The following is a 16,780-nucleotide window of genomic DNA, read 5'->3' on the forward strand; positions in this document are numbered from 1 at the left end:
TACCGGTCGCGGTAGCGTCGGAATTGCCGCTCCGACATGCCAAGCAACTCGCCTGCCTCCATCATCGAAAGATCGCCGCCATTCCAGCGGCTCAATACGTCCCGAAACTTTTGCATTCTCCGGTCCTGTAGCCATGCTGTCCGCTTCATCCCCAGCCTCCATCCGCTGGCGATAAAACCGGACAACTCACGTGCTACCTAATCCGGACAACTCATGTGCTTACGACACCTCTGTCGACTTCCTCTTGGCAATGGGCCGGCCGGCTTGTATAGAGCCCGCCACTCCCAATCCAACCAGACAAGGACGACCCAATGGCGCTCGAACGCACCTTTTCCATGATCAAGCCGGACGCAACGCGGCGCAATCTCACCGGCGCTATCACCAAGATGCTGGAAGATGCCGGTCTGCGCGTCATCGCTTCGCGCCGCGTTTGGATGAGCCGCCGTGAGGCGGAAGGTTTTTACGCCGTCCACAAGGATCGTCCGTTCTTCGGCGAGCTGGTGGAATTCATGTCGTCGGCGCCGACGATCGTGCAGGTGCTGGAAGGCGAGAACGCCATTGCCAGGAACCGTGAGGTGATGGGCGCCACCAACCCGGCCAACGCCGCCGAAGGCACCATCCGCAAGGTGCATGCGCTGTCGATCGGCGAGAATTCGGTGCACGGTTCGGACGCGCCGGAAACCGCCGCGCAGGAGATCAAGTACTGGTTCTCCGACACCGAGATCGTCGGCTGAGCCGACCCTGGCATTGTGACCGAAAAAGGCCGGCGGATTGCCGGCCTTTTTCATTGAAACGGATCGATCCGGCACTGCCGTTGAACCCTTGCCCGCGCTAAAGTCGGTCAGGCACAGGGAGCCGGCGAAGCATGACCAGCACCATTCCCGGCTTCTTCCAGGGCACCGAGATGCCATCGAGCGGCTGGTGGGAGGTGCTGTGGCCCGACCCCGGTGCCGTGCTTTCGTCAACGGGATTGAAGCCGGGCATGGAGGTGGCCGACCTCTGCTGTGGCGACGGCTGGTTTACGTTGCCCATCGCCAGGGTCGCCCGCCATGTCGTCGGCATCGATATCGATACCGACCTGCTCGACGTCACCCGTCGCCGGCTCAATGAAAACGGCACGAGGAATTTCGATCTCGTAGCGGGCGATGCCTATGAACTCGCGAGCCTGATATCCCGCCCCGTCGATTTCATCTTCATGGCAAACGCCTTCCACGGCGTGCCGGACCGGCCACGGCTGGCGCGAGCCGTTAGCGAAGCGCTCGTCCCTGCCGGACGCTTTGTTGTCGTCAACTGGCATCAGCAGCCGCGTGAACAAACCACGGTGCTCGGCGAGCCCCGCGGACCGAAGACCGAATTGAGGATATCGCCGGAACAGACCATCACGGCCGTCGAGGCGGCCGGCCTCAAATTCATCGAGCTGGTCGAGGTGCCGCCCTACCACTATGGCGCCGTGTTCGAAAAAATGAGCGGCTGACCTCCGCCGACAGCCGTTTCACGGCATCAGCTCGCGGCGCTGAAACGCAGGATCTCGCGGCCGTTCCCGTCGGCGATGGTCAACTTGCCGGCATCGACTTTATACGAAGCCGCCTTTGCCAGAGCCTCGAACAGCGCCTTTTCCTCCGCCATCACCTCGGGCGCGCAGGCTTTGTAGGTCGAGCCGATGTCGCTGATCGCGATCTTCTGGCCATCGAGGTTGGCGGTGGCAAAATAGCTGTTGCAGGGACCGTTGCCGTCGGCCTTGCCTGCTTCACTCACCCGGAATGTCGCTTGCGATGCGGTGATGGCTACGCCGTCGACATAATCGAGAAGCCAAAGCTGATCGAGAACGGAAGCAGTGGGCTCGGGACTTGGCGTCACCATCTTGAGCATGATTGTTTGCGGCGCATCGGTCAGCGGATCGACTTGATGGCGCTCATCCGAGATGAACAGGAGCCTGTCGCCGACGGTGATGCGGGCCTGCAACGCATAGGTCATCCGCCGCTGGATCCGGGACGGATCGAATTTGACCGCAAAGCTGATCGGCACCTGGCCTGCCGGCGTCAGCTTCTGTTCGCCGACGATTTTGGCGGGCGCGTCGGCCAACGAGACATCGGCAAGCTGGACCGAGAGCACGGCATTGGGCGGCAAAGCGATGCGCTCGCGGTAGGTCACCTCGCCTTTCAGGGCTTTTTCGGCGGCCACGGAGAGTTCCGGCACGGCCAGTATACCGACGACCAGAGGCACGAAACCGAAGACGAAGAACTCCGCTATCCTGTCCAGCACGACCATCTCCCTTCCCCGGGCTGGCCACAGCCCAGGCTGACCAACAACGAATTGGCCAAAGGATTGCGGTCAATGCGTGGCTGATGCAAAATTATTCGGACGGTGGCCTTTTCCAGCGCCCTGCCGCCTGCTCGTCTTTCTCCTTGGCCTCGACCCAGCCGCCCTCGGAGCCGTCGGCATGATGCTCCTTTTTCCAGAAGGGAGCCTGCGACTTCAGATAATCCATGAGGAAATTCGCCGCCTCGAACGCGGCTTGCCGATGCACGGAGGCCGCCACCACCAGCACGATGTTCTCGCCTGGCCGGATCTTGCCATGACGGTGGATGGCGGTGATGCCCTGCAGCGGCCAGCGCTGAACCGCTTCGGCCGCGATGCGGGCGATTTCGGCCTCGGCCATACCCGGATAATGCTCGAGCTCAAGGGCCGAGAGCGTCCCCTGCTCGTCACGGCACAGGCCCGAGAAGGTGACCACAGCGCCGATGTCGGCGCGGCCTTGCGTCAGTCTGGCGATTTCGGCGGCGACGTCAAAATCCTGCGCCTCGACGCGCACGACAGGTACGACCGCGCCGGCCATCTCAGCCCCCGGTCATCGGCGGAAACAGCGCGATCTCGCGCGCGCCAGATATCTTTTCGCCGTGCTCGACATGTTCCTGGTTGATAGCGACGCGGATCACGTCGGGATGTTGCAGCGCATGGTCGTATTCCTCGCCGCGCGACTTCAGCCAGCGCAACAGGTCCGCAACCGTGTCGACGCCATGCGGCAAGTCCACGTCTTCGTCCGGCTTGCCGATTCGCTCCCGCACCCAGGCGAAGTAGATGAGCTTCGTCATCCTATTCGTCCATGATGTGCTTGAGGCCGGCACGGAAATAGTCATAGCCGGTATAAAGCGTGACCAGGGCAGCGATCCACAACAGCACCAGGCCGGTCTGTGTGGTCAGCGGAAAAATCTTGTCGCCGGCCGGACCGGCGAGCAGGAAGGCGATGGCGACCATCTGGATAGTGGTCTTCCATTTGGCAAGCTGCGTCACCGGCACGGAGACCTTGAGCGCCGCCAAATATTCGCGCAGGCCCGAAACCAGGATTTCGCGGCACAGGATGATGATCGCCGCCCACAGAGACCAGCCGGCAATGCCGGCATGGCGGTCGGTGTCGGCGGCAAGCAGCAGCAGGCATGTCGCGACCAGCAGCTTGTCGGCAATGGGGTCGAGCATCTTGCCGATGTTCGAGGTCTGCTTCCAGGCGCGGGCGAAATAGCCGTCGAAATAGTCGGTGATGGACGCCAGCAGGAAAATGATCAGCGCCGACCAGCGGGCGAAGTCGCTCGACTTCAGATGTCCCTCGAGGAAAAAGCACAGCACCACCAGCGGCACCGCGATAATGCGGGCGTAGGTGAGGATGTTCGGAAGGTTGAACGCGCGCTGAGCCATATCCGGGGGAACTCTTTCTGCCTGCGTACTCAAATCAGAAGCTGATGTAGGGGGTCAACAGGCCAAAATCGATTGGCCAGCAAAAATAGGCCAATCTTGTCATCTCGCGGGCTACGCCGCGCCGCTCCTTGCTTCGCCCGGGAGCCGACGGTCGCTTTCGGGCGACATGCATCAGTTCTCGTGGAAATGGTTGTAAACCAGTCTGGCCACCTGCTCGGAAATGCCTTCGACCTTTACCAGGTCCTCGATTGCCGCGCGACCGACCGCCTTGGCGGTGCCGAAATGCATCAGCAGCGCCCGCTTGCGGCTGGGGCCGATGCCGCCGATCTCGTCGAGCGGGCTCTTGACCATCTCCTTCTTGCGGCGGGCCCGGTGCGAGCCGATGGCGAAACGGTGAACCTCGTCGCGTAGGCGCTGGACAAAATAGAGCACCGGGTCGCGTACCGGCAGCGAAAACGAGTCCCTGCCCTTGACGAAGAAGCGCTCGCGGCCCGCGTCGCGGTCCTGGCCCTTGGCGATGCCGATGGCCACGACCCGGTCCTCGATGCCGAGATCGGCGAGGATCTTGCGCACGGCGCTCATCTGGCCCTGGCCGCCATCGATCAGGATGACGTCGGGCCAGGCAGGGAAGCCGCCCGACATGTCGCCCTCATCGCTGTCCGCCTCGCCTGCCGCGGCATCGTTGGGCGTCACATCGCCATGCTCCTTGAGCAATCGTGAAAAGCGCCGCTCCATCACTTCGCGCATCATGCCGAAATCGTCGCCGGGCGTGATCTCGGTCGAGCGGATATTGAATTTCCGGTACTGGTTCTTCACAAAACCTTCCGGCCCGGCGACGACCATGGCGCCGACGGCGTTGGTGCCCATGATGTGCGAATTGTCGTAGACCTCGATGCGCACCGGCGGCTTTTCGAGCCCGAAGGTCTCGGCGAAGCCGGCGAGCAACCTGGCCTGCGTCGAGGTTTCGGCCAGCCGACGGCCGAGCGCCTCGCGGGCATTTTGCAACGCGTTGTCGGTCAGGTCCTTCTTCTCGCCGCGCTGCGGCACCGAGATCGATACTTTGCGGCCGGCGCGGGTCGAGAGCGCCTCGGCCAACAGTTCCTGGTCCTCCACGGCGTGCGACAGCAGAATGGCGCGCGGCGTCGGCTTGTCGTCATAGAACTGCGCCAGGAACGAGCCCAGCACCTCGGCCCCTTCCAGCGCCGGATCGGCCTTCGGGAAATAGGCGCGGTTGCCCCAGTTCTGGCCGGTGCGGAAGAAGAACACCTGGATGCAGACCTGGCCGCCCTCCTGATGGATTGCGAAGACATCGGCCTCGTCGACGGTCTGCGGATTGATGCCCTGGTGGCTCTGCACGTGCGAGAGTGCCGCCAGCCGGTCTCGATAGATGGCGGCGCGCTCGAAATCGAGGTCTTGCGAGGCCTGCTGCATGGCGGCCGAAATCTCGGTCTTCACCTTCTGGCTGCGGCCGGAAAGAAAATCCTTCGCCTCGGCAACCAGCTCGGCATAGTCGCTATGCGAAATCTCGCCGGTGCACGGACCGGCGCAGCGCTTGATCTGATAGAGCAGGCAAGGCCGCGTGCGGTTCTCGTAGAAGGAGTTGGTGCAACTCCTCAGGAGGAAGGCGCGCTGCAAGGAATTGATGGTGCGGCCGACCGCGCCCGCGGAAGCGAAGGGGCCGAAATAATCACCTTTGCGCGAACGCGCGCCGCGATGCTTGTAGATGCCGGGCGAGACATGGTCGCCCGTCAAGAGAATGTAGGGAAACGACTTGTCGTCGCGCATCAGCACGTTGAAACGTGGCCGCAGCCGCTTGATGAGGTTGGCCTCCAACAGCAGCGCCTCGATCTCGGTGCGGGTGACGACGAACTCCATCGTCGCGGTCTCGCGCACCATGCGGCCGATGCGGTTGGTGTGGAAGCGGCCTTGCGCGTAATTGGTGACGCGCTTCTTCAGGCTGCGGGCCTTGCCGACATAGAGCACGTCGCCATTGGCATTCATCATGCGGTAGACGCCCGGCGCATTGGGCAGCCGCTTGACCAGCGTCTGGATCACTTCGGCGCCGACCATGCCGTCGGCATCGCCGGCATGCGGCGTCCAGTCGATGGCGGTGAAGGCGACGTCCGGGCCGGCCGGTTCGACGATCTCCTCCGCCGCCTCGTCCTCGAGGTCGATTTCGGGTGGCAGATCGTCGGCGCCGCCACGCATCTTGTGTTTCTGCTCTGCGGGACTCATTCCGTCATGCCTGTCACATCAGGTGTGCGCCATGCAAGATGCTGGCCGCCATCAAGCGCGATCATCTGCCCGGTAACCGAGCGGGCTTCCCAGAGATAGCGGATTGTGGCGCCGAATTCCGGCAATTGCGGGCCGCGTTTCAAAATGAGACCGGCGAGCTGCGCGGCAAAGTCACTGTCGTCCTGGTGCGCGTTCTTCAAGGTCGGGCCGGGACCGATGGCGTTGACGCGGATGCGCGGGCCGAGCGCCTGCGCCATCATCTGGGTTGCCGTCCACAAGGCGGACTTCGACAGCGCATAGGAGAAGTAGCGCGGCGTCGGCCGCCAGACACGCTGGTCGATCATGTTGACGATCAGCCCCTCCTGCCCGTCCGGCAGGGCCCGGGCAAAGTTCTGCGTCAACAGTGCCGGGGTCTTCACATGAATGGCGAAGTGGCGGTCCCAGCCCTGCCAGTCGAAATCAAGAACCGAATCGTCCTCGAACAGCGAAGCGTTGTTGACCAGCAGCGAGATCGGCCCGAGCGCGGCTTCGGCGCGGCCGACCAGGTAGCCGACCTCGGCCATATCGGTCAGATCGGCGGCGACCACGGCGGCGTGGCCGCCGGCGCGGTTGATCCGCTGGGCAAGCGCATCCGCGTCGTCGCGCGAGCGGTTGCAGTGAATGGCGACGGCAAAACCGTGGGCGGCGAGATCCTCGACAATCGCGCTACCGATCCGTTTTGCCCCGCCCGTCACCAGCGCCGCGGTGGCTTTGCTCATCTGTTGTCAATCCTCGGTTTCGGCGCGAAGGAGGGCGCCGGCAAATTATGGCCCGCCACCCGTTAAATGGCGTTCGCAGCTGCGGCAACATTGTGGCGAAACGGCCGGTTCGGCATTTCGAGCCGGCCGGCAATGAGCCGGCCTCAACACAATATAGGAGGCTGGACTCCTTGCACCAAGCCACCTGCGGTGCAGCACGGCCAATCTGCTGACATTTCGCTGTTGCGAAGATGCAACGCCAAATTTCTGCCTCATTCGCGCCGGGGAATGACCCAAGTTCAGGTTCGCTTCAGCCGTATTTCGACACGACATTTGGAACCGACGAACGCCAGATCCGTTTCACCCCCCGGACGGGTTGATGGGCGATCGTAAGAACAAGCCTGTGTCCTGTGGCTTAAGGAGTAAACAACAATGCAAGCCAATCTCAAATTCGCACGGCCGCTGGCCGTAGCGCTCGGGCTCTTCGCCCTCGGTGGAACTGCCTATGCCGCCGATGTGGTCCAGGAAGAGCCGCCGGCCCCTGCCCCGGTCGCCGAACTGCCCGTCGCGTCCTGGGCCGGCCCCTATGCCGGTCTTAATCTTGGCTATGGCTTCAGCGGCCGTACCAAGGAAAAGGATTTCGACGTTGAAACCGATACCAAGGGCTTCATCGGCAGCGTCTTCGGCGGCTATCAGTGGCAGCAGGAGAACTTCGTCTACGGCGGTGAAGCCGAACTCGGCTACAACGGCGTCAAGGGCGACGACAATGGCATCGACTCCAAGGCCGGCTTCGAAGGCTCGCTGCGTGCCCGTCTCGGCTACGCTGTGACCCCGGAAATCCTGCTCTACGGCACCGGTGGTCTCGCCGGCAGGAGCCTGAAGGTGGAGGACAGCGTCCTCGGCGCCAGCGACCGCGCCACCCTGATCGGCTGGACCGCCGGTCTTGGTACCGACATCAAGCTGACCGACAATGTGTTCGGCCGCGTCGAATACCGCTACACCGACTTCGGCAGCAAGGACTTCGATGGCATCGGCAAGGTCAAGGCCACCGACAACCGCGTCACCTTCGGCGTCGGTATGAAGTTCTAAGTCGTTCAAGCCACGACACGAAGAAGCCGGGCCTCGCGCCCGGCTTTTTTATTGTCGGCCGCTCACGCGGGAACGCAGGGTTTCAGGTCCGGGAATTTCTCATCGAAGCGCGCGGCCCAGCGGACCAGCCGGTTGCGGCCTTTTTCCCATTTCCCGGCGAAACGCAGCGCCAGGTAGCCAAGGCAGGCGCGCAGCGCCATCTGGCCGGCGGTGATCTTCTTCGGCAGTTTCGGCGGATTGGCGTTGAGTAGATCGAGCGCGGCGGTGATCTTCGCCCACTGGCGATCGAGCCAGGGCTGGTAGACCATCTCCTCGGGCCGCGTGCGGCGCTCATAAACCATCGACAGCGCACAGTCGCAGATGCCGTCCGCCAACGCTTCCAGCACTTCCGCTTCCAGCCGCTTGTCGGGATTGCGCGGAAACAGCGCGCTCTTCGACATCCGGTTGAGCTGCTGGGTGATGGCTCGGCTGTCGTGGATCGAGCGGCCGTCGTCGAGCACCAGCACGGGGATCTTGCCCAGCGGATTGGCGCCGATCAGTTCCGCCGGCTTGTCTTCGGTTTTGACAGGCGCCAGGTCGACCGCGATGCCGGCATAAAGGGCCGCCATTCGTACCTTGGAACTATAGGGGGACGTGGAGGCGTAAAGCAGCTTCGGCATGATCGGGTTCCTGTTGGCAGCCCGTCACTGTTGACCGGGCGCCCTTCCCCGCGCAACAGCCAGAAGCGGAAAAACCAGCCGCCAGCAGCCGGCGACCACTCCTGCATGCCCTGGTCTCTTGTACGCCTTGATCAGGATGCGCCACATGGTGACGGCGGCAACACTCCGACAGGCCGGACAAGACCAACGATCGTTCCGCCGCCGCACGATAGCGCGCAACAAAAAGCCCACCGGACTTCGCCCTGCGGCGAAGTCCTGGGAGCTGCGAAAGATATCTGGCGTCCGCCCCTCTCGTTGCGCCCCAATGCCAGAGCAGAGGGCGCGAGGCCTCAACGGCACCTGCCCTCATTTCTGCCGACACCGTCCCCGGCGCGAAGAAACGCGACTACTTCTTCGCGGCCTTCGCCGGCGCTGCTTTCTTGGCGGCTGGCGCCGCCTTCTTCACCGGTGCCGAAGACTTCGCCGCGGCAGCCTTGGCCGGAGCCTTGGCAGGGGCTGTCTTCTTTGCAGCGGGCTTGGCCGCGGCCTTCGCAGCCGGCTTCCTGGCCGGAGCGGCTTTCTTTGCCGGAGCGGCCTTCTTGGCCGGTGCAGCCTTCTTTGCGGATGCGGCGCTGGCCTTGGCGGGCGCTGCCTTCTTCGCCGCCGGTTTCGCGGCGGCCTTGGCTGCCGGCTTTTTGGCCGGTGCCGCCTTTGCCTTCGGCGCTGCCGCCTTCGGTTTGGCAGCGGGTGCTGCTTTCTTGACCGCGGTCGCGGCTTTCGCCGCCGCCGCTTTTACAGGTGCTTTCTTTGCCGGTGCCTTGGATGCCGGCGCTTTTGATGACTGCTTAGCCATGCGATGCCCCTTGCGTTATGCCGACGACCGTTAATGGCCCGGCGTGTCATGCTTATCTGACTCGCGCCTCGCTAGCCAGCGAAGCAATGATATGATTTTCTCAGCTTAAATTTTCGTTGCGATCGACACATGATCACACTCATCATCGCAAAAATATGGCGTTATCTTCCGATATCGCCAGCAATTTGGCATCGACATTCTCGATGCGCTGCGTCGGCGCGCCTGCCATGAAGCTGCAAAGATCAGCAAGCAGCTTCGCGCATTGATCTTCGGCCGCGAATATCATGAGCTGCGGCTTATAGAGAATGATCATCTTTTGCAGGCGACCGGTCCCTTCGGATTACAAGTGCAATGCGATGCGCCGATCTGGAGATCACCTTGTCAAGCCTGGCTTCATCACTGAATTGACAGATTACTCTGTATACCAGAGTATTCTGGCAAGTGTGTTCGATGTCGTTCACAAAGGCGAATGGTTAGTACTGCCCGAGGCTGCAGAGCCGTAGGGTGACAGCTCAAGGTCCGCAGCATTGGAGCCATTGATGAGTGCCGACGACATCATCCATCAGGGTACACGGCTCAGGATCATGGCCGCCCTGAACACGCTGGAAAGACGCGAGGCGCTGGAGTTCACGCAACTGAAAGCCATGATCGAAACCACCGACGGAAATCTCGGCGCGCATCTCGATACGCTGGCCAAAGCGGGCTACGTCGATGTTGAAAAGCTTTTCGTCGGGCGGCGGCCGCGGACACGGATCAAAGCAACGACGATCGGGCGCCGCGCTTTTCGCAGTCACGTTGCCTTTCTTCGAAAGATCATCGGTGAAGCCGAGGCGACGCGAGGCAGGAAATAGCACTGCGATTGGCAAACATTGTCGGCGCGTGCCGCGCGGCACATATTTTCGTCAGGGCCGATACCCCGAGTCGCAGAAAAGGCCCGCGGCTTGAGCCGCAGGCTCTAACGAAATCGAGACTGGAAACCGCCCGCTAGCGCAGGATGCGGCAGCGGCCGTTGTAGACCATCCAGCGGTCGAAGCCCGAGACGCAGAATTCGACATTGTCGCCGATCGAGGCAAAGCCCTGGCCTTCCTCGATCAGGTACCAGATGGCGCGGTCGCGGCCATCTGACAGGGCGACCGTGGCGCCGCAATAGCGCCGGCCGATCGGCCATTCCTCGCTGGCCGGCAAGTAGCGGTGCTGGTGGATGCGGTGGAAATCGGTGATCGCGACATCCGGCAGGTGCGGGACGTGCCGCACCTGATAGGAGAAGCGGCTGGTGATCTTGTTCAGCACCCAGGCTTCGCCGCAAATGCCGCTGTCCTCGTCAGAATAGACGGCAAGATCGGCGGCTTGCGCCGCCTGGGTGAAGCCAAGCGATGTGCCAAATGGCGTGCAGAGCGAGATCAGGGCGGCAAGGGCGGAGCGGGCGAAGCGAGTCATGGCAGCCTCTCAAGGTCGATTGCGCGCACTGTGCGGGATTCGCCGGGCGGCGGTCAAGCGATTGCATTGACAATGGTTTCCAGGGCGTGGCCGCCGACTTTGGCCGCCGGCCATCAGCCGGGGCGCGCCGCCAGCAGCAGCCCGCCGATAACGGCGATGTTGACCAGGAAGGCGGACCTCAGCGCCTGCCTTTCCGGCCCGTGATGGCGCCAGAAGGGCAGGACGAGCAGGTTCGCCGCCACCGTGAACAGGATGAGCGCGCCGGCGGCATAGGGCACCGCGGCGCCGATGGCGAGGCAGAAGCCGGCCACCAATTCCAGCGGAGCGGAGCCGGGCCGGCCGCAGACCCGCTTTAACTGTTTGTCTTGGCGCATCTGTAAGGACGCCGCTCGCAGCCTGCATCCCGCTGCTACTCCCCTGCCAGCCAGTTCAGCGTCCAGTGCGCCGGCTTTTCCAAGACCAGCAATTTGTGCAGGGCCGGCAGGAGAATGCGCAATTCACCTTCCAGCGTGAAAGGCGGGTTGGCCACGACCAGGCCGCTGCCGTCGAGGCTGGGCTCTTGCGACGCGGGCCGGATTTCGAATTCGATGTCGAGCAATTTCGGAACGCCGGTTTCCTTCAGTGCCTTGCGGAAGCCAATCACCGCCTTGCGGTCCTTGATCGGATACCACAGCGCATAGATGCCGCCCGGCCAGCGCTTGTGCGCCTTCGCCAGCCCGTCGACGAGGCGGCCGAACTCGCCCTCTTCCTCGAATGGCGGATCGATCAGCACCAGTCCGCGCTTTTCCTTCGGCGGCAGGTGTGCGCCGAGCGCCAGCCAGCCGTCGAGCTCGATCACCCTTGTCTGGAAATCGCCGGCGAATTCCGTCTTCAGCTTCGCGACATCCTTCGGGTGCAGCTCGATCGCCGATAGCCGGTCCTGCTTACGCAGAAGGTGCCGCGCGACCAGCGGCGAGCCCGGATATTTTTTCAATGGACCGTCTGCGTTGCACGCACGCACCGCGTCGAGATAGGGCGCGAGCAGCATTGCGGCCTGGGCTTCGGGCGCAGCATCGACCAGCCGGCCGATGCCGCCTTGCCATTCGCCGGTCTTCTGCGCCTCGAGCGAGGACAGATCGTAGCGGCCGATGCCTGCATGAGTGTCGATAACGCGGAACGCCTTGTCCTTCTGCTTCAGATATTCAAGCAGCCGCGTCAGCACGACGTGCTTGACGACGTCGGCAAAATTTCCGGCGTGATAGGCGTGGCGATAGTTCATGTGGAACCCCTGCCCCAACGTGGCGGCGGTGGCTGTGAATTCGGATTTTGCGGCCGGCCGCCGGCAGAACGCAAGGACAGCAGGAAGCCGATCAAGCCGATCGCCATCAGCGCGAAGCCAACCGGTCGCGCACGGCTGTCGGTCTCGCCCACACCGGAGCGCAAGACAAGATCGACCGCGCGTATCGGGATGTCGTCAGCGTCGCCGGGACCGACGGTGAAGACATAGGGGCCGGGGCCGACGGTCCGGATCACGCCAGCCTCATCGCGGAAGATCTTGTCGGGCAGTTGCGGGCTCGCCTGACGCGGATTGTCGGAATGATTGAACTGAAGCGTCGAGGCAAGCACCGTGCGGCCGCCGGAGGCGGCTGTCAGCGTCAGCACCGTGCGCTGCTGCGAAACGATGCGCTCGGCCCTCGCGGTCAAGTCGACCAGCACCCTGACCGGCGCATCGCGCGCGGCAAGCGGCACTGTGACCTGCCTGAAGCGGCCGCCCTCATAGACCCGCCAGCTGCCGATCTGGTGACCGGAGAAATTAGTCATCGCCCATGGATAGATGGCGCCGACGCCGATGCCGGCGAGCAGGATCAACAGGAACAGAAAGCGCATTCAGGGAATCACCTTGTAATCGGACGTTGCCGGACAATTAGGCTGCATTGGCGCTGTCGCGCAGGCGCTCCATTTCGTCCAATAGCATGTCAAGGCCGAGTTCGAATGTCTTGTCGAAACCGCCGGTGCCGAAATAGGTCCCGGCCGCCATGACACTGGGGAAATCCTTCGCCAGTTGCTCGTCGTCGACGGTGGTCACCGCCGACGGGCCCTTGGCGTAGCCCGCGGTCTCGTCGAGGATCGCGCCCATGAGATAATAGCTGGCGGTGCGAAACAGCCTGGCGCTGAGTTCCGGGCCGAAACCGCCAGCCTCGAACAGGCCGATGACGCCGTTCAGCATCGCAAGGCAAGGCGGCGAATTCATCCGGTAGACGACAAGGAATGGCGCAAAGGCCGGGTGCTCCCTCGCAACACGGCGAAACTCATGCATGACCATCCGAATCCTGTCGCGCCACGGCATGCTGTCGTCGGGGATAACCATCCCGCTGACCTGGCGATCGACCAACGCCTCATAGAGGTGCGCTTGCGAGGGGAAGTGATGATAAATGCTCATCGCCTCGCAGCCGAGCACGGCGGCGAGCTTGCGCATCGAAAAACCGGAAAGGCCCTCCTTCTCGATCACCTCGAAAGCGGCATTCTCGATCATCTCGCGGGACAGCCGTCCGCGTGCTCGCTTTTTTTTGATCGATGAGTCCATGGCCGCGCTTGACAACTTACAGCGTAAGGTTCATTTTTCACTTCACCTTACACAGTAAGGCTAACAAAGACCAGAGGAGGAAAACATGTCACACCATCGCATTGCCAAATCCGTGCATTCGTCCCTCCATCGTGCGTTGGCTCTAACCGCCCTAGCCTGCGTCCTCGCCGCGGCCCCTGCCTATGCCGACGACTACGATGCAACCATAAAGGACATCCAGTCGACCATGGGCGGCGTGCCGAGCTTTGTGAAGCAACTTCCCAAAGCCGGTCTGCCCGGCGCCTGGGCCGAGGTCAAGGCCATCGAACTCAGCGACAAGACGGCGCTGCCGCCAAAGGTAAAGTCATTGATCTCGCTGGCAGTGGCGGCGCAGATCCCGTGCAACTACTGCATCTGGTCGGACACGCAAAACGCCAAGCGCGCCGGCGCTACCGATGAGGAAATCCAGGAGGCGGTGGCGATGGCGGCGCTGACCCGCCATTGGAGCACCATCTTCAATGGCATGCAGGTCGATTTCGACACGTTCAAGAAGGAAATGGGCGGGCAGTGAAACGACACCCGCGGTGGTCCGCGCCTGCGGGCCACCGCAGAACTGCCCTCATCCGACAGCCGTCATCTTCGCCTTCGATTGTCATCCAGCGGGAAATGCCGCATTGAAAGTGCAATCGCAAAGCATGGACGAGGCCGCAAATGGCGCCGGTCAAGGTCGACCCCGACAAGGTGCACGAATTCGAGGACGCCGAGAGCTTTTATACTTGGCTCGGTGAACATCATGACAGGGAAACCGAGGTCTGGATCAAAATCCACAAGACCGGCTCGGGACTGAAGTCGATCTCGGCAAAGGAGGCGATCGAGGTCGTGCTGTGCTGGGGCTGGATCGACGCGGTGCGCAAGGGGCTCGACGACAAGAGCTTCCTGCAGCGTTACACGCCGAGGACGAAGAAAAGCATCTGGAGCCAGATCAACATCGACAATGTCGCCCGGCTGATCGACGACGGCCGGATGACGCGGCATGGGCTCGCCGAGGTCGAAGCCGCCAAGGCCGATGGCCGCTGGGCGCGTGCCTATGCCAGCGGCAAGGACATGAAAATTCCCGATGACCTGCAGGCCGCGATCGATGCCGAGCCAGAGGCTCGGCAAATGCTCGAAAAACTCAGCGCGCAGAACCGCTTCGCGCTCGCCTTCCGTATCCACAACATGAAGACCGAAGCCGGGCGCAGGAAGAAGATCGAGACTTTTGTCGAGATGCTCAAGCGCGGGGAGACGATCCATCCGCAAGTGAAGAAGTAAGGCTGCTCATGTGACGAGCGACAGGTTTCTTCCGGCTCGATGATCGCGATCCACATTATCAACAAGGCAGTGATCAGCCGCCGCTGACGTCCCTCAAGCCTTGCGTTCCCAGCGGCGGTCGGGCGTCTGCTGCCAGTAGGTCACCGCGTGGCCGGCGTCTTTCATCGTCTTCCAGTGCCCGCGGGCGGCCTCGACCTGGGCGGCATCGTGACCGTCGAACAGGAATACGGCGCGCTCGTAGCCGCCAAGGTCAGGCGGCGCCGCTCCGTCCACCAGAAAGCGTATCTGCGCCGCGTTCGGGTTGGCTTCGCCGGTGGTCAAAAGGATCGGCTGCTCGGCGGGATGGGCTTCGCGGTCGGTGGCGTGCGCGAGGAAAGAATCGTCACGGAACGTCCACAGATGCTGGTCGAGCGCGTCGCGCCGCTCCTCGGTGCCGGTCTGCACCACGGCGCGCCAGCCGCGATCGACGCTGCGCTCAAGGAGGCCGGGCAGCGCATCCTCCAGCGTCGATTCAGTCAGGTGATAAAACAGCACGTCGGCCATGGGTCCCGATCAGCTCTCGTAGTGGTCGCGCACGAGCCGGTCGAGCAGCCGCACGCCAAAGCCGGAACCCCAGGACTGGTTGATTTCGTTCGACAGCGCCCCCATGGCGGTGCCTGCGATGTCGAGATGGGCCCAGGGCGTGTCCTTGACGAAGCGCTGCAAGAACTGCGCGGCGATGATGGCGCCGCCATAGCGGCCGCCGATGTTCTTCATATCGGCATTCTTGGAATCGATCAGCTTGTCATATTCAGGACCGAGCGGCATGCGCCACAGCCGCTCCTGCGTCGACTGCCCGGCTGTCGCCAGGCGTTCCGCCAGTTCGTCATTGTTGGAGAACAGGCCGGCATAGTGCTGGCCGAGCGCGACCATGATCGCGCCGGTCAACGTCGCCAGATTGACCATGAACTTCGGCTGAAAGCGGTCATTGCAGTACCAGAGCGCGTCGGCCAGCACCAGGCGCCCCTCCGCATCGGTGTTGAGCACCTCGATGGTCTGGCCCGACATCGAGGTAACGATGTCGCCGGGACGCTGCGCATGGCCGTCGACGGCGTTTTCCACCAGCCCGATGATGCCGACGACATTGGCCTTCGCCTTGCGGGCGGCGAGCGCATGCATCAGTCCGGTCACCGCCGCGGCGCCGCCCATGTCGCCCTTCATGTCCTCCATGCCGGATGCCGGTTTCATCGAATTGCCGCCGGTGTCGAAGGTGACGCCCTTGCCGATGAACGCGACGGGGCTGTCCTTGGCCTTGCCGCCGTTCCACTGCATGACGGCCATGCGGGCGCCGCGCGGCGAGCCTTGTGCGACGCCGAGCAGCGACCCCATGCCGAGTTTCTTCATTTCCTTCTCGGCCAGGATCTCGACCTTGACGCCGAGGGCCTCCAGTTCCTTGGCGCGGGCGGCAAACTCGACCGGTCCCAGGACGTTTGCCGGCTCGTTGACGAGGTCACGCGCCAAAAGCACGCCGTCGATCACAGCCTCAGTCTCGGCGAAGGCCTTCTTCGCGCCCGCCGGATCGGCGGTGTGGATGGTTATCTTGGCCGGCTTTTTCGGCTCGGCCTTGTCGCCTTGGCCATCGTCCTTGTCTTTCCTGGTCTTGTACTTATCGAAGGAATAGCTGCGCAGAAGAATACCCGCGGCAAGGCTGGCCGTCTGCGCACCGCTTGACGAGGCGCCGACCACGTCGAGCACCACCGCCACGTCCGTCGCCTTGCGTAGCGACCCCGCGATGGTGCCTCCAAGCTTCGTCCAGGCGTATTCGTCGAGCCCGGATACCTTGCCGGCGCCGATCGCGACCAGCCTGTCGAGCGAGCTTGCCTGTGGCGTCAGCACTTCCACCACGCTGGCGAACTTGGCCGTGAATTCGGCCACAGGGAAGGCCCGTTCCAGCGTCTTGCCGGGATCATACGCCGCGGCGGTTTCGCTCAGGCCGCCATCATCCGCCGCCAGCACGAAGACCGTCCCCTTCCTGTTCGCGGCGGTCTGCGGCGCGGCGAATTTTGCGAAGGCGATCGAGGGTCTCTGGTTCATCATGTCCTGCTTTCGGGGAATGCGCGGCTCGCGCGAAGCGGTTGGAAGCGATCCGCGACATTTGGTCGTTTTCCGGCATTTGGCAAGACTTTGCCAAACGGGCTCCCCATATGGCACATGAATCGACGGCGATTCGTCGCGGCACGGCTCCGCTTTTTGGCCGCAACCTGTTGTT

The 16,780-nt window shown here is 62.9% G+C and carries 22 protein-coding genes; 7 read left to right on the forward strand and 15 right to left on the reverse strand.

Annotated features, from left to right (window positions below):
• Positions 1-311: 311 nt before the first annotated feature.
• Together ndk and FJ973_RS10710 are read left to right on the forward strand one after the other, a co-directional pair.
• Complete coding sequence (gene ndk, locus FJ973_RS10705; protein ID WP_010915217.1) at positions 312-734, forward strand: nucleoside-diphosphate kinase; 423 nt, start codon at positions 312-314, stop codon at positions 732-734.
• Between the two features lie 131 nt (positions 735-865).
• Positions 866-1,474 carry a class I SAM-dependent methyltransferase gene (locus FJ973_RS10710; RefSeq protein WP_140520628.1) on the forward strand — a complete coding sequence of 203 codons (609 nt, stop codon included), beginning with the start codon at positions 866-868 and terminating at the stop codon, positions 1,472-1,474.
• A 26-nt stretch (positions 1,475-1,500) separates the two neighbouring features.
• Here the strand turns inward: FJ973_RS10710 and FJ973_RS10715 are convergent, their stop codons facing one another.
• From FJ973_RS10715 to FJ973_RS10740, 6 genes are all read right to left on the reverse strand, one after another.
• On the reverse strand, positions 1,501-2,262 hold the full coding sequence (locus tag FJ973_RS10715; protein WP_140494392.1) for a YbaY family lipoprotein: 762 nt from the start codon (positions 2,260-2,262) through the stop codon (positions 1,501-1,503).
• A 91-nt stretch (positions 2,263-2,353) separates the two neighbouring features.
• Positions 2,354-2,836 (reverse strand): molybdenum cofactor biosynthesis protein MoaE, encoded by a 483-nt coding sequence (locus FJ973_RS10720; protein WP_140517865.1) that lies wholly within the window; start codon positions 2,834-2,836, stop codon positions 2,354-2,356.
• A 1-nt stretch (position 2,837) separates the two neighbouring features.
• Complete coding sequence (gene moaD, locus FJ973_RS10725; RefSeq protein WP_140555727.1) at positions 2,838-3,092, reverse strand: molybdopterin converting factor subunit 1; 255 nt, start codon at positions 3,090-3,092, stop codon at positions 2,838-2,840.
• A 1-nt stretch (position 3,093) separates the two neighbouring features.
• The gene (gene pgsA, locus FJ973_RS10730) at positions 3,094-3,690 is read right to left on the reverse strand and encodes a CDP-diacylglycerol--glycerol-3-phosphate 3-phosphatidyltransferase (RefSeq protein ID WP_140494400.1); all 597 of its coding nucleotides are present in this window, start codon (positions 3,688-3,690) and stop codon (positions 3,094-3,096) included.
• Positions 3,691-3,861: 171 nt separating this feature from the next.
• Positions 3,862-5,925, reverse strand: a complete 2,064-nt coding sequence (uvrC, locus tag FJ973_RS10735) for an excinuclease ABC subunit UvrC (protein WP_140520632.1) — start codon at positions 5,923-5,925, stop codon at positions 3,862-3,864.
• A complete protein-coding gene (locus FJ973_RS10740; protein WP_140555729.1) occupies positions 5,922-6,683 on the reverse strand; it encodes an SDR family oxidoreductase in 762 nt (253 codons plus the stop codon). The genes uvrC and FJ973_RS10740 overlap by 4 nt, the downstream gene beginning before the upstream one ends.
• A gap of 411 nt (positions 6,684-7,094) precedes the next feature.
• On the opposite strand from FJ973_RS10740, the gene FJ973_RS10745 reads away from it, so the two are divergent.
• Complete coding sequence (locus FJ973_RS10745) at positions 7,095-7,751, forward strand: outer membrane protein (RefSeq protein WP_140555730.1); 657 nt, start codon at positions 7,095-7,097, stop codon at positions 7,749-7,751.
• A gap of 62 nt (positions 7,752-7,813) precedes the next feature.
• Here the strand turns inward: FJ973_RS10745 and FJ973_RS10750 are convergent, their stop codons facing one another.
• The gene (locus FJ973_RS10750; RefSeq protein WP_140494408.1) at positions 7,814-8,410 is read right to left on the reverse strand and encodes a glutathione S-transferase family protein; all 597 of its coding nucleotides are present in this window, start codon (positions 8,408-8,410) and stop codon (positions 7,814-7,816) included.
• A 578-nt stretch (positions 8,411-8,988) separates the two neighbouring features.
• On the opposite strand from FJ973_RS10750, the gene FJ973_RS30865 reads away from it, so the two are divergent.
• On the forward strand, positions 8,989-9,276 hold the full coding sequence (locus FJ973_RS30865; protein WP_181167201.1) for a hypothetical protein: 288 nt from the start codon (positions 8,989-8,991) through the stop codon (positions 9,274-9,276).
• Between the two features lie 108 nt (positions 9,277-9,384).
• On the opposite strand, the gene FJ973_RS30870 is transcribed toward FJ973_RS30865, so the two are convergent.
• Complete coding sequence (locus tag FJ973_RS30870) at positions 9,385-9,555, reverse strand: hypothetical protein (protein WP_181167200.1); 171 nt, start codon at positions 9,553-9,555, stop codon at positions 9,385-9,387.
• Between the two features lie 226 nt (positions 9,556-9,781).
• Between FJ973_RS30870 and FJ973_RS10760 the strand changes: the two genes are divergently transcribed.
• Positions 9,782-10,093 (forward strand): transcriptional regulator, encoded by a 312-nt coding sequence (locus FJ973_RS10760; protein WP_140520635.1) that lies wholly within the window; start codon positions 9,782-9,784, stop codon positions 10,091-10,093.
• A 133-nt stretch (positions 10,094-10,226) separates the two neighbouring features.
• Here the strand turns inward: FJ973_RS10760 and FJ973_RS10765 are convergent, their stop codons facing one another.
• The 5 genes from FJ973_RS10765 to FJ973_RS10785 all read right to left on the reverse strand — a co-directional run bounded on the left by FJ973_RS10765 (position 10,227) and on the right by FJ973_RS10785 (position 13,242).
• Positions 10,227-10,679 (reverse strand): hypothetical protein, encoded by a 453-nt coding sequence (locus tag FJ973_RS10765; protein WP_140494414.1) that lies wholly within the window; start codon positions 10,677-10,679, stop codon positions 10,227-10,229.
• 113 nt (positions 10,680-10,792) lie between these two features.
• Positions 10,793-11,053, reverse strand: coding sequence for a DoxX family protein (locus FJ973_RS10770; protein WP_181165134.1), 261 nt, complete (start codon positions 11,051-11,053; stop codon positions 10,793-10,795).
• Positions 11,054-11,088: 35 nt separating this feature from the next.
• Positions 11,089-11,937 carry a 23S rRNA (adenine(2030)-N(6))-methyltransferase RlmJ gene (locus FJ973_RS10775; RefSeq protein ID WP_140494416.1) on the reverse strand — a complete coding sequence of 283 codons (849 nt, stop codon included), beginning with the start codon at positions 11,935-11,937 and terminating at the stop codon, positions 11,089-11,091.
• Positions 11,934-12,545, reverse strand: a complete 612-nt coding sequence (locus tag FJ973_RS10780; protein ID WP_140555734.1) for a hypothetical protein — start codon at positions 12,543-12,545, stop codon at positions 11,934-11,936. The genes FJ973_RS10775 and FJ973_RS10780 overlap by 4 nt, the downstream gene beginning before the upstream one ends.
• Positions 12,546-12,582: 37 nt before the next feature.
• Positions 12,583-13,242, reverse strand: a complete 660-nt coding sequence (locus tag FJ973_RS10785; RefSeq protein ID WP_140555735.1) for a TetR/AcrR family transcriptional regulator — start codon at positions 13,240-13,242, stop codon at positions 12,583-12,585.
• A gap of 85 nt (positions 13,243-13,327) precedes the next feature.
• On the opposite strand from FJ973_RS10785, the gene FJ973_RS10790 reads away from it, so the two are divergent.
• Complete coding sequence (locus FJ973_RS10790) at positions 13,328-13,792, forward strand: carboxymuconolactone decarboxylase family protein (RefSeq protein ID WP_140555737.1); 465 nt, start codon at positions 13,328-13,330, stop codon at positions 13,790-13,792.
• A gap of 140 nt (positions 13,793-13,932) precedes the next feature.
• Positions 13,933-14,532: a YdeI/OmpD-associated family protein gene (locus tag FJ973_RS10795; protein WP_140517859.1), complete on the forward strand. Its 600-nt coding sequence runs from the start codon at positions 13,933-13,935 to the stop codon at positions 14,530-14,532.
• 93 nt (positions 14,533-14,625) lie between these two features.
• Here the strand turns inward: FJ973_RS10795 and FJ973_RS10800 are convergent, their stop codons facing one another.
• Complete coding sequence (locus tag FJ973_RS10800) at positions 14,626-15,075, reverse strand: DNA polymerase III subunit chi (RefSeq protein WP_140517858.1); 450 nt, start codon at positions 15,073-15,075, stop codon at positions 14,626-14,628.
• A gap of 9 nt (positions 15,076-15,084) precedes the next feature.
• Positions 15,085-16,605 carry a leucyl aminopeptidase gene (locus FJ973_RS10805; RefSeq protein WP_140555739.1) on the reverse strand — a complete coding sequence of 507 codons (1,521 nt, stop codon included), beginning with the start codon at positions 16,603-16,605 and terminating at the stop codon, positions 15,085-15,087.
• Positions 16,606-16,780 lie beyond the last annotated feature (175 nt).

The sequence above is a fragment of the Mesorhizobium sp. B2-1-3 genome (assembly GCF_006442495.1).
GTDB lineage: Bacteria > Pseudomonadota > Alphaproteobacteria > Rhizobiales > Rhizobiaceae > Mesorhizobium.

Bases quoted from the DNA above. Each gene is read 5' to 3' on its own strand.
- FJ973_RS30870 (WP_181167200.1), bottom strand. From the start codon at position 9,555: ATGATCATTCTCTATAAGCCGCAGCTCATGATATTCGCGGCCGAAGAT.
- pgsA (WP_140494400.1), bottom strand. From the start codon at position 3,690: ATGGCTCAGCGCGCGTTCAACCTTCCGAACATCCTCACCTACGCCCGC.
- FJ973_RS10770 (WP_181165134.1), bottom strand. From the start codon at position 11,053: ATGCGCCAAGACAAACAGTTAAAGCGGGTCTGCGGCCGGCCCGGCTCC.
- FJ973_RS10720 (WP_140517865.1), bottom strand. From the start codon at position 2,836: ATGGCCGGCGCGGTCGTACCTGTCGTGCGCGTCGAGGCGCAGGATTTT.
- uvrC (WP_140520632.1), bottom strand. From the start codon at position 5,925: ATGAGTCCCGCAGAGCAGAAACACAAGATGCGTGGCGGCGCCGACGAT.
- ndk (WP_010915217.1), top strand. From the start codon at position 312: ATGGCGCTCGAACGCACCTTTTCCATGATCAAGCCGGACGCAACGCGG.
- FJ973_RS10740 (WP_140555729.1), bottom strand. From the start codon at position 6,683: ATGAGCAAAGCCACCGCGGCGCTGGTGACGGGCGGGGCAAAACGGATC.
- FJ973_RS10805 (WP_140555739.1), bottom strand. From the start codon at position 16,605: ATGAACCAGAGACCCTCGATCGCCTTCGCAAAATTCGCCGCGCCGCAG.
- FJ973_RS10750 (WP_140494408.1), bottom strand. From the start codon at position 8,410: ATGCCGAAGCTGCTTTACGCCTCCACGTCCCCCTATAGTTCCAAGGTA.
- FJ973_RS10775 (WP_140494416.1), bottom strand. From the start codon at position 11,937: ATGAACTATCGCCACGCCTATCACGCCGGAAATTTTGCCGACGTCGTC.
- FJ973_RS10745 (WP_140555730.1), top strand. From the start codon at position 7,095: ATGCAAGCCAATCTCAAATTCGCACGGCCGCTGGCCGTAGCGCTCGGG.
- FJ973_RS10780 (WP_140555734.1), bottom strand. From the start codon at position 12,545: ATGCGCTTTCTGTTCCTGTTGATCCTGCTCGCCGGCATCGGCGTCGGC.
- FJ973_RS10785 (WP_140555735.1), bottom strand. From the start codon at position 13,242: ATGGACTCATCGATCAAAAAAAAGCGAGCACGCGGACGGCTGTCCCGC.
- FJ973_RS10710 (WP_140520628.1), top strand. From the start codon at position 866: ATGACCAGCACCATTCCCGGCTTCTTCCAGGGCACCGAGATGCCATCG.
- FJ973_RS10760 (WP_140520635.1), top strand. From the start codon at position 9,782: ATGAGTGCCGACGACATCATCCATCAGGGTACACGGCTCAGGATCATG.
- FJ973_RS10790 (WP_140555737.1), top strand. From the start codon at position 13,328: ATGTCACACCATCGCATTGCCAAATCCGTGCATTCGTCCCTCCATCGT.
- FJ973_RS10800 (WP_140517858.1), bottom strand. From the start codon at position 15,075: ATGGCCGACGTGCTGTTTTATCACCTGACTGAATCGACGCTGGAGGAT.
- FJ973_RS10765 (WP_140494414.1), bottom strand. From the start codon at position 10,679: ATGACTCGCTTCGCCCGCTCCGCCCTTGCCGCCCTGATCTCGCTCTGC.
- FJ973_RS10795 (WP_140517859.1), top strand. From the start codon at position 13,933: ATGGCGCCGGTCAAGGTCGACCCCGACAAGGTGCACGAATTCGAGGAC.
- moaD (WP_140555727.1), bottom strand. From the start codon at position 3,092: ATGACGAAGCTCATCTACTTCGCCTGGGTGCGGGAGCGAATCGGCAAG.